2 protein-coding genes are annotated in these 1,939 nt (G+C 76.0%); both read left to right on the top strand.

Annotated elements, in window-relative coordinates; genetic code table 11:
- Positions 1–215: 215 nt before the first annotated feature.
- Positions 216–1,415, top strand: a complete 1,200-nt coding sequence (locus AOK09_RS33535) for a hypothetical protein (protein ID WP_055590995.1) — start codon at positions 216–218, stop codon at positions 1,413–1,415.
- 5 nt (positions 1,416–1,420) lie between these two features.
- A partial coding sequence (locus AOK09_RS33530; protein ID WP_055590994.1) for a hypothetical protein occupies positions 1,421–1,939 on the top strand: 519 nt, incomplete at its 3' end.

The following is a 1,939-nucleotide window of genomic DNA, read 5'->3' as shown; positions in this document are numbered from 1 at the left end:
GGGTGGTGGCGCGGGGGGCGGGGAGGTCGGCCATCGCCCCAGTCTGCCCGCCCCCGCACTCGAACAGAACAGCGCACACCGCACTCCGCCGGTACCGCGGCTGTGCACCGCCCCCCACTGGTCACCCGGACGGTGCAGTGCATTGGATCAGGCCATGGCACCATGGGCGCCACCGAACCGCGCCGCACGCCCCGTACCCCGCCGAAGGAGCAGCGATGACCGACACCCCGGGCTGGACACCGCCCGGTGCGCCCGAGCCTCAGCACGAGGAGGGTGCCACCCCCGGCCTGGGAGCGGCCCCCGGCCCGTCGGCACCGCAGGACGGCCCGCACGGAGTCGGCGCACCCCCGCCGCCGCCCGGACAGCCCGGCTGGGGCGGCCCGCACCCGTACAAGCCGTACCCCGGCGGGCCCTACGGCGGCCAGCCCGGCGCCCCCGCCTGGGGCGGTCCCGGCTGGGGCGTCCCCCTCGCGCCCAAGCCCGGTGTGATCCCGCTGCGCCCGCTCGGGGTCGGCGAGATCCTCGACGGCGCGGTCTCCACCACCCGGCGCTACTGGCGCACCACGCTCGGCATCTCCGTGGTGGTGGCCCTGCTGAGCACCGTCACCACCACGCTGATCGACTGGGGCGTCTCCAGCGGCACCCTGAACCGCACCGCCACCGCGGTCGGCGATCTGCTGAACTACCTGGTCCTGATCGTCGCCGGCCAGGTCGCCGGGGCACTGCTGACCATGGTGGTCAGCCGCGCCGTCCTCGGACGCCCCGTCTCGCTGCGCGAGGCCTGGCGGGACGCACGGCCCCGGCTGCTGCCGCTGCTGGGCCTGGTGCTGGTGATGGTGCTGGCCGTGGTGCTGATCGCCGGTGTGCTGCTGCTGCCCGGCATCCTGGCCGCCGTCGGCGGCGCCGACACCGCTGTGACGGCGTCAGCGCTGCTGCTCGGCGCACTGGCGGCCTGCGGCTGCCTGGTCTGGCTGTGGATCCGCTACAGCATGGCCGCCGCCACCCTGATGCTGGAGAAGCAGGGCATCAGGTCCTCGCTCGCCCGCTCGGCCCGGCTGGTGCGCGGCAGCTGGTGGCGGATCTTCGGGATCACCCTGCTCGGCGGGCTGGTGACCACCATCTTCTCGTCGATCTTCGTCTTCCCGGCCACCCTGATCGGCCTCGCCGTCAGCGGCCAGGGCCTCCTCGACCAGGCCGACTCCGGACCGACCCTGACCACGCTGGTCTTCACCGGCATCGGATCGGCGATCGCCTCCACCCTCACCGTGCCGGTCACCGCCGGTATCAACATCCTGCTCTACGTGGACCAGCGCATCCGGCGCGAGGCCCTGGACATCGAACTCGCCCGCGCCGCCGGCCTGCCCGGCTTCGGCGACACCACGGCCGAGGCCCCGGCCGCCGGACCGGAGGCCTGACCGGCGTGGGCGTCCCGGGGGCAACCCTGCCGGCCGGCGCCGCCCTCGCAGACGGCGGCGCGCCCGTCACCGTGGGACGCGACGCCGCCCGGGAGGCGGCACGGCACGAGCTGTCCAACCCTGCCTACCACCGCAGCGACCCCAGCCTGCTGCAGCGCCTGATCGACTGGGCCTGGCGGCAGATCGACCGCCTGCTCGGGCAGATCGGCGGGGACTCCCTGAGCGGCACCCCCGGCCTGCTGGTCTTCCTGGCGGTGCTGCTGATCGTCGGCCTCGCCCTGTGGTGGCGGCTCGGTGCGCCCCGGCGCGCCGCCCGCACCACCGGGGCGGCGCTCTTCGACACCCGCCGCCGGACCGCCGCCGAGCACCGCGCCGCCGCGGAGCGCCACGCCGCCGACGGGCAGTGGTCCGAGGCGGTGCGTGAACGGACCCGCGCCGTCGTCCGCTCCCTCGAGGAGCGCACGCTGCTGGACGAGCGCCCCGGCCGCACCGCCGACGAGGCCGCGGCGGAGGCCGGCGCCGCG

Source organism: Peterkaempfera griseoplana (assembly GCF_001418575.1).
In the GTDB taxonomy this organism is placed as follows: Bacteria; Actinomycetota; Actinomycetes; order Streptomycetales; family Streptomycetaceae; genus Peterkaempfera; species Peterkaempfera griseoplana.
Note: the sequence above shows the minus strand (reverse complement) of the source record. Positions and strands in the feature narration are given on the sequence as shown.

Bases quoted from the DNA above. Each gene is read 5' to 3' on its own strand.
- AOK09_RS33535 (WP_055590995.1), top strand. From the start codon at position 216: ATGACCGACACCCCGGGCTGGACACCGCCCGGTGCGCCCGAGCCTCAG.